Origin of the sequence: Coprococcus sp. RTP21281st1_F1_RTP21281_210402, assembly GCF_040915325.1 — a bacterium.
In the GTDB taxonomy this organism is placed as follows: domain Bacteria; phylum Bacillota; class Clostridia; order Lachnospirales; family Lachnospiraceae; genus Coprococcus; species Coprococcus aceti.
In genome coordinates this window covers 431,650-439,202 of the sequence record NZ_JBCPDQ010000001.1, presented here as the reverse complement: position 1 = coordinate 439,202, position 7,553 = coordinate 431,650, and the positions used below count along the sequence as shown (strand labels likewise).

Sequence of the window (7,553 nt, the reverse complement as noted above, 5' to 3'; positions counted from 1 at the left end):
CACGGACAGGATACAAACAGGGGAATGTTCAACTCTCTGAACATCTGTTTGTTACACTATTATTGTAAATTAACAAACATTAAGAAATTATTTAAAAGTAGTTGAAAAAGTATCATTAAGTGATATAGAATGGATAAGTATTTGTTTATATTATACTAAAACGAGAAAAGGAGAGTAATCATGGACAAATTCTTCAAAATCTCAGAGCGTGGGTCTACAATCAAGACCGAGATCATGGCAGGACTTACAACATTCTTCGCCATGGCATACATCGTTCTGGTCAATCCAAATCAGGTTGCAGGAGAAGGCAGCAATGGCTGGCTGGCAGGGGCAGTTCCAGACATGGCTGGTGAGCTTGGTACAGTATGGAATGCTGTATTCATCGCATCTATTCTTGTTGCAATAGTGGGAACACTTCTCATGGCGTTCCTCGCGGACATGCCATTTGCACAGGCCTGCGGAATGGGACTTAACTCATTCTTCTGTACTATCTTCGTAGCTGGTGCAGCATTTGCAGGTGTGAGTGTTATCAGAGGTTATCAGGCAGGTCTGGTAATAGTATTGATATCAGGTCTCGTATTCCTGATCCTTTCAGTGACAGGACTCAGAAAGTACATTGCAGTTGCAATGCCTGAGTGCCTTAAGAAGTCAATTCCGGCAGGTATTGGTCTGTTCATAGCTCTTATCGGACTGAAGAATGCAACACTTATCCAGGACAACCCATATACATTTGTTCAGTTCTTTGATTTCCACGGTGTGATCACAAGCGCTGGTAGCACAAAGGAGGCTATTGCACAGATCGCACCTCCTATAGTAGCATTTGTAGGATTTATAATAATTGCGATCCTTGCAAAGCTTAATGTAAAGGGTAACATTATCATAGGTATCCTTGCATCTACAGTATTATATTATGTTATGATGCTTCAGGCACCTAACTTTGATTTCTCATCGATCGGACAGTCATTCAAGGATTTCGGTTCAGTCGGATTCCTCGGAGTGTTCCAGGGACAGGCATGGAAGGATGCATTCTCTGCTGAGTATATCGGCGGTGTGTTCTCAGCAATCATGCTTGTTGTCAGCTTCTGTCTGGTAGATATGTTTGATACCATCGGAACTCTCTATGGTGCAGCTTCCCAGGCTAATATGCTTGACGAGAAGGGTGACCCAATGAAGCTTGACGAGTGTATGATGTGTGACTCTATAGGTACTGTATCAGGAGCTATTCTCGGTACATCAACATGTACAACATTTGTAGAGTCAGCTTCAGGTATCGCTGCAGGTGGTAGAACAGGTCTTACAAGTTTGGTTACAGCAATCTGCTTTGCAGTATGTCTGTTCCTCAGCCCTGTTGCCAACATCATTCCATCATGTGCAACAGCACCAGCACTTATCTTCGTAGGTGTACTTATGGCTAAGAACTTTGCAAAGGTTGATATGGAGGATATGCGCTCAGCAGTTCCTGCATTCGTGACATTCCTTATGATGCCACTGACATACTCTATTTCAAATGGTATCGGTCTTGGCGCTATCACATATGTTCTTATCACACTGTTCACAGGCAAGTATAAGAAGCAGGATATCGTAGTGACGATTATTGCACTCTTATTTATAGTAAAATTCGTTTCGGTAACTATGTAATTATTTAGTGACACAAGAGAATTCAAAGCGTTCCCGCATATAAGTGCGGGGACGTTTTTTTATTTGCCAAAGTGAGTTTTTTGTAGTATCATACCAACTGTGTACCAGTAGCCAATCGGATACGGCAATGGCCTCCGGAGCCATGACGGGCGGTTCGACTCCGCCCTGGTACGCTTTTTTATACTCTGATATTTATTTCGTAAAAGGATGATATGCAGTGATGAAGAAGAAAAAGAATTTGGAAGCGGAAGAACAGAATATAGAAAATGAAGAGCCGGAGTTGGATGGGAAATTAGAGATCGGTGGAGATTCAGAGACAGATGATGACTTAGATGACGGTGAAGATCCGGAGTCAGACGATGAATCGGATGACAGTGGAGACTCGGGATTAGATGATGACTTAGATGACAGTGAAGATTCGGAGCTGGCTGATAACTCAGAGCCCGGCGGAGCTTCAGAGGTTGAGGAGACCCCGGCGAGACAGAAAAGGCCGTATGAGGATTATGTCATAGAAGATCCTGAGGATATGGATGATGCACCGGATACCGGAGATATGTTCGATGATGAAGAGCTGTATGGCGATGACGATTATTTTGCCGAAGAGAAGGCAAAGACGCGGAAAGGCCGAAGAAGATCCAGACATGGCGGGATCTCTGGTGGCGTTCTTGCCTTGCTGTGGGCGGTATTTCTGATACTTGTCGGAGTCTATGTGTATGTATTTTTTATAAACGATAAGCTGTTCACAGAGAACATAACCGGAAGAGATAACACGGTGAGACTGGAGATACCAGACGGAGCAAATTACAGGCTGTGTACGATCGATGAGATAAATCAGCTAGTGAACAATTATCTTTTGGCGAGAACAAAGGCAGATCAGACGACACTTCAGAGACTGGTCACAGATCCGTCGGAATTTGACGACATGAAGAGCATTGAGATAGCAGCGGAGTATATAACAGCGTACAACAAGACCACCTGTTATATAGCCAACGGATATACCGCAGATTCGTATATCGTGTACGAATTATCCAATCTGATGATAAAGGATGTCAACTCGGAACCGCTCGATATAAGGTCGTTATATGTGACGAAACAGTCAGATGGAAGCTACAAGATCAACAATTCGGCTTTGTCTGACAAGGAGAGCTCGTATATCAACACCATCAACTCATCTGGTGATATACAGGCGATATATGAACATGTAAAAGAAAACAATGATTATCTGCTTAGAACGGATGAGACATTTAGAAAGTTCCAGAATATGTATAATTAAAGAAAACGCAGGCTTTATGCCTGCGTTTTATATTATCACTGTATGAGACTTATATTGCCTCGGAAGAGTTCACATCATCTGTGTCGATCAAAACCCCTCTGATAGGAACCGGTGTGGAAAATACTATCTGTGTCTCTGTGCTGCCAAATCTCTGGAGCTGTCCGATAAATGAGTCGAGATCCATGGTATTAGGAAAGCAAACCTTCATGAGCATGGAGTGCGCACCGGTCACACAGTTGCATTCAAGTACATTTGGACATGCTTCAACAAATGGATAGAAGGTTGGCTTCTGTTTTGGATCAAGAGCCATGTGTATAAATGCTGTGATGTGATATCCGAGAGCCTCATGGTTGATGCTTGCGTGATATCCGGTCAGTATTCCTGCTTTCTCAAGTCTCTCTATTCTTGCTGAAACTGCCGGCGAAGAAAGGAAGACTTTGCTGGCCAGATACTTGAGTGGCGTTCTGGCGTTGCCCTGTAAAAGATGAATGATTTTTCTGTCGATGTTATCCATAATATGCACTTCCTTTTCCTAAAATAAAAAAAGGTGCGTTTCCGAAGAAACACACCTTTGCGTTTGTTTAAATATACATTAATTGATAAAAAAAATCAAGGACTTTTACAAAATTAATTTAACTGAATCTTTGCTGTGGGTTATACATGGTGTGATGAATGGTTCACAAAATGAAAAATAAATGGTATGATGGTTCTGCATATTGGTTAGAATTTACTGGCCTTGGTCTGGCTGATACATGGTGTATGCTGACCAGAAATTAGAATGTGAGATATGTATTAACAATATAGGAAAATAATAACAGAGGAAAGATTATGGCGGATGGAATAAGACTTAACAAATATCTCAGCGAGGCGGGCGTGTGCTCAAGACGCGCTGCGGATACACATATAGAGAATGGAAAGGTTACGATCAACGGAGAGACTGCAGTCATGGGTCAGAAGGTCATGCCCGGGGATGTGGTGACATTCATGGGCAGGAAGGTTCAGCAGAAGGATAGGACAGTGATCCTGGCATATAATAAGCCGATAGGACTTACCTGTACAGCGAGCAAGGCTGATCCAGACAACATATTTGATCACATAGATTATCCGATCAGACTTCAGTACGTGGGAAGGCTGGACAAGGACTCCCAGGGGCTACTTCTTCTGACAAATGATGGCGACCTGTCAAATGCCATCCAGAAGTCGGTGAACAACCACGAGAAGGAATACAGAGTGCGGGTGAACCGTGAGATAACAGAGGACTTCATCAGGAAGATGTCGGATGGAGTGCCTATACTTGATACAGTGACAAAGAAATGTAAGGTGCGAAAGATAGATGACAGGTCATTCATGATAGTGTTGACACAGGGCCTCAACAGGCAGATCAGACGAATGTGTGATGCATTGGGCTACAGGGTAGTGAACCTGAAGAGAGTCAGGGTCTGCAACGTGAAGCTTGGCAATATGAGACCTGGAGAGTTAAGGGAGCTCAGCCGCGAGGAAGAGGCAGAGCTGAGACGGATCGTGGGGATGTAGTAGAGAGTGTATATAGGATTTTTTGTGGGGTGTGTATGGAAGATATTAGTAGAAATACCAGTGAAAATATTAAAGAAAATAATGACATCAGTGGCAATAACGATAATGGCAAGATAGCCAGAATTAAAGAACTTGTAAAGCAGCTCAACGATGCTGCAAAGAAATATTATATGGAAGATACAGAGATCATGAGCAATCTGGAATATGATGCTCTGTACGATGAGCTGAGTGCCCTGGAGAAAGAGACCGGGATGGTCATGAGCAACAGCCCGACGGTCAAGGTAGGATATGAGGTCGTCAGTGAGCTGCCGAAGGAGGCTCACGAGCATCCAATGCTTTCTCTTGACAAGACAAAGGATGTAGGTGCTCTTGCGTCATGGCTTGGCGGTCAGAAGGGCGTAATATCCTGGAAGATGGACGGACTCACAGTTGTTCTCACATATGAGAACGGAGAGATGATAAAAGCGGTTACCCGTGGAAATGGTGAGATAGGTGAGGTCATCACGAACAATGCGAAGGTATTTGCAAATGTACCTCATCACATCCCGTACAAGGGCAAGCTGACGATCAGAGGCGAGGCGGTCATCAAATACTCGGATTTCAATGCGATAAATGAGAAGATAACGGATGCGGAATCTAAGTACAAGAACCCGCGAAATCTGTGCAGCGGCTCAGTGAGACAGCTCGATAACAAGATAACAAAAGAGAGAAATGTACATTTCTTCGCTTTTAATTTAGTGGACGGTGAGGATGTGGACTTCCACAATTCATTCAAATATCAGCTTGACTGGTTGGAGCAGCAGGGATTTACCGTGGTAGAACACTACCTGACAGACTCGGCGGCACTTCCTGATAAGGTGAGGGAATTTTCAGAGAAGATAACGGAGAATGACTTCCCATCGGATGGTCTGGTACTCATGCTGGATGATCTGGCATACGGAAGGAGCTTGGGAACCACAGCCAAGTTCCCGCGAAATGCCATGGCGTTCAAATGGGCGGACGAGGAGGCAATCACCCATCTACGTTATGTGGAGTGGAGTCCATCAAGAACTGGACTCATCAACCCGGTCGCTGTATTTGATCCGGTGGAGCTTGAGGGAACAACAGTCAGCCGTGCCAGCATACACAACGTCAGCATACTTAAGTCATTGGCACTGGGCGAAGGTGATGAGATTGCAGTGTACAAGGCGAATATGATCATTCCGCAGATTGCAAGAAATTTAACCATGAGCGGCAATGTGGTCATACCGGCTGCGTGCCCTGCATGCGGAGGAGAGACTGAGATAGTGAGGGAGGAAGGCGGTGCAGCGTCAGGAGTTGAGACTCTGTACTGCACAAACCAGTTCTGCCCTGCGAAGAAACTCAAGTCATTTTCACACTACGTGTCCAGAAATGCGTTGAATATAGATGGGCTCTCAGAGGCGACCATAGAGAAGTTCATAGATGAGAAGATCCTCGAGGAGCTTCCTGATCTGTATAAGCTTGCGGTTCACAGAGACCACATAGTGGAACTCGAGGGATTTGGCGAGAAGTCGTACAACAAGCTTGTGGCTGCGGTGGACGCATCCAGACAGACGAACATGTGGCGTCTTGTCAATGGTCTCGGCATTGCAAATGTCGGAGAGGCGACAGCCAAGCTCATGGCCAAGCATTTTGCAAATGATATGGATGCCATGGAGAAGGCAGATGTGTCAGCATACGTTGAGATAGACGGAATCGGTCAGGTTATAGCAGAGGATATAGTCAGATACTTTGAAAATGAGAAGAATTGTGCTATCATAGATAGGTTGATGGCTGAGCTTACGTTTGTGGATGAGACATCTGATACGGAGCAGGATCTGGTGGGCAAGGTGTTCGTCATAACCGGTTCGCTCACCCATTTTGAAAACAGAAATCAGCTCAAGGAACTGATAGAGAGCAGAGGAGGTCAGGTTACAGGTTCTGTATCTGCCAAGACCTCATATCTTATAAATAACGATGTGAATTCCACATCATCCAAGAACAAGAAGGCGAAAAGCCTTGATGTGCCTATCATATCTGAGGAGGATTTCCTGGGAATGATCGGGCAGTAGAGTAACTGTAGTAAATGGAAAGGAATGAATAGAGATGCCGATAAGAATAGATGATGATCTGCCGGTTAAGAAAACATTGGAGGACGAGAATATATTTGTCATGGGAACAGGAAGGGCGCACAGCCAGGACATAAGGCCCCTTGACATTCTGATACTCAACCTCATGCCGCTGAAGGAGGACACAGAGCTGCAGCTCATGCGAAGCCTGTCAAACACCCCACTTCAGGTGAACATCACGCTTCTTAGAACCATGTCCTACGAGTCCAAGAACGTGACAAAGGGACACCTTGACAGATTCTACGAGGATTTTGACAGCGTAAAGAACCGCAAATGGGACGGTTTCATCATAACCGGAGCACCTGTTGAAAAGATGGAATTTGAGAATGTTGACTACTGGGATGAACTCCGCGAGATCATGGATTGGTCCGAGACAAATGTCACATCGACCATGCACATTTGCTGGGGCGCCCAGGCGGGACTCTACTACAGATATGGTGTGCAGAAGTTCGACCTTCCGCAGAAACTGTCAGGCATATACGAACATCACACCTTCCACAAGAGAACACCGCTAGTTCGCGGTTTCGACGATGTATTCTATGTGCCACACTCAAGATATACCGGTGTGTCCAAGGAGGACATTGTAAACAATGAGCACCTTGAGATTGTAGCCGAGTCGGACGTGGCAGGTCCGTACCTCATAATCGGTGACGGTGGCAAGAACATATTTGTCACAGGACATCCTGAGTATGACGTGCTGACCCTTGACCAGGAGTACCACAGAGACCTCGCCAAGGGCCTGAATCCACAAATCCCAGTGAATTATTACCCGGACAACGACCCTGAAAAGAAACCAGTGAAGAAGTGGAGATGCCACGCGAACACTTTGTATGCGAATTGGCTCAATTATTACGTTTATCAGCTCACACCTTATAAGTGGGAGTAGCATAGGGGACGTTCCTTTTGTAACGAGGAGTGTCCCCGTGTCACGATTAAGATATTGGATGATCTCCTATACAGAAAAATGTATTTTAAGCAAA

At 44.9% G+C, this 7,553-nt stretch carries 6 protein-coding genes and 1 tRNA gene; 6 read left to right on the top strand and 1 reads right to left on the bottom strand.

From position 1 onward, the window contains the following. The first annotated feature begins 180 nt into the window (after window positions 1-180). The 3 genes from AB5150_RS02020 (at window position 181) to AB5150_RS02010 (ending at window position 2,911) form a co-directional block, all read left to right on the top strand. Complete coding sequence (locus AB5150_RS02020) at window positions 181-1,638, top strand: NCS2 family permease (protein ID WP_055144107.1); 1,458 nt, start codon at window positions 181-183, stop codon at window positions 1,636-1,638. Window positions 1,639-1,739: 101 nt separating this feature from the next. Further along, window positions 1,740-1,811 (top strand) — tRNA-Arg (locus tag AB5150_RS02015). A 47-nt stretch (window positions 1,812-1,858) separates the two neighbouring features. Next, on the top strand, window positions 1,859-2,911 hold the full coding sequence (locus AB5150_RS02010) for a hypothetical protein (protein ID WP_368291126.1): 1,053 nt from the start codon (window positions 1,859-1,861) through the stop codon (window positions 2,909-2,911). A gap of 49 nt (window positions 2,912-2,960) precedes the next feature. Here the strand turns inward: AB5150_RS02010 and AB5150_RS02005 are convergent, their stop codons facing one another. Further along, on the bottom strand, window positions 2,961-3,425 hold the full coding sequence (locus AB5150_RS02005; RefSeq protein WP_055272751.1) for an Lrp/AsnC family transcriptional regulator: 465 nt from the start codon (window positions 3,423-3,425) through the stop codon (window positions 2,961-2,963). 314 nt (window positions 3,426-3,739) lie between these two features. Between AB5150_RS02005 and AB5150_RS02000 the strand changes: the two genes are divergently transcribed. The 3 genes from AB5150_RS02000 to metA are packed head-to-tail and all read left to right on the top strand — an operon-like array spanning window position 3,740 to window position 7,459. Beyond that, window positions 3,740-4,444, top strand: a complete 705-nt coding sequence (locus tag AB5150_RS02000; RefSeq protein ID WP_015533510.1) for a pseudouridine synthase — start codon at window positions 3,740-3,742, stop codon at window positions 4,442-4,444. Between the two features lie 35 nt (window positions 4,445-4,479). Beyond that, entirely contained in the window at window positions 4,480-6,516 is a 2,037-nt protein-coding gene (ligA, locus tag AB5150_RS01995) for an NAD-dependent DNA ligase LigA (protein WP_368291125.1), read from the top strand. Window positions 6,517-6,550: 34 nt separating this feature from the next. Further along, window positions 6,551-7,459 (top strand): homoserine O-succinyltransferase, encoded by a 909-nt coding sequence (metA, locus tag AB5150_RS01990; RefSeq protein ID WP_055223972.1) that lies wholly within the window; start codon window positions 6,551-6,553, stop codon window positions 7,457-7,459. Window positions 7,460-7,553 lie beyond the last annotated feature (94 nt).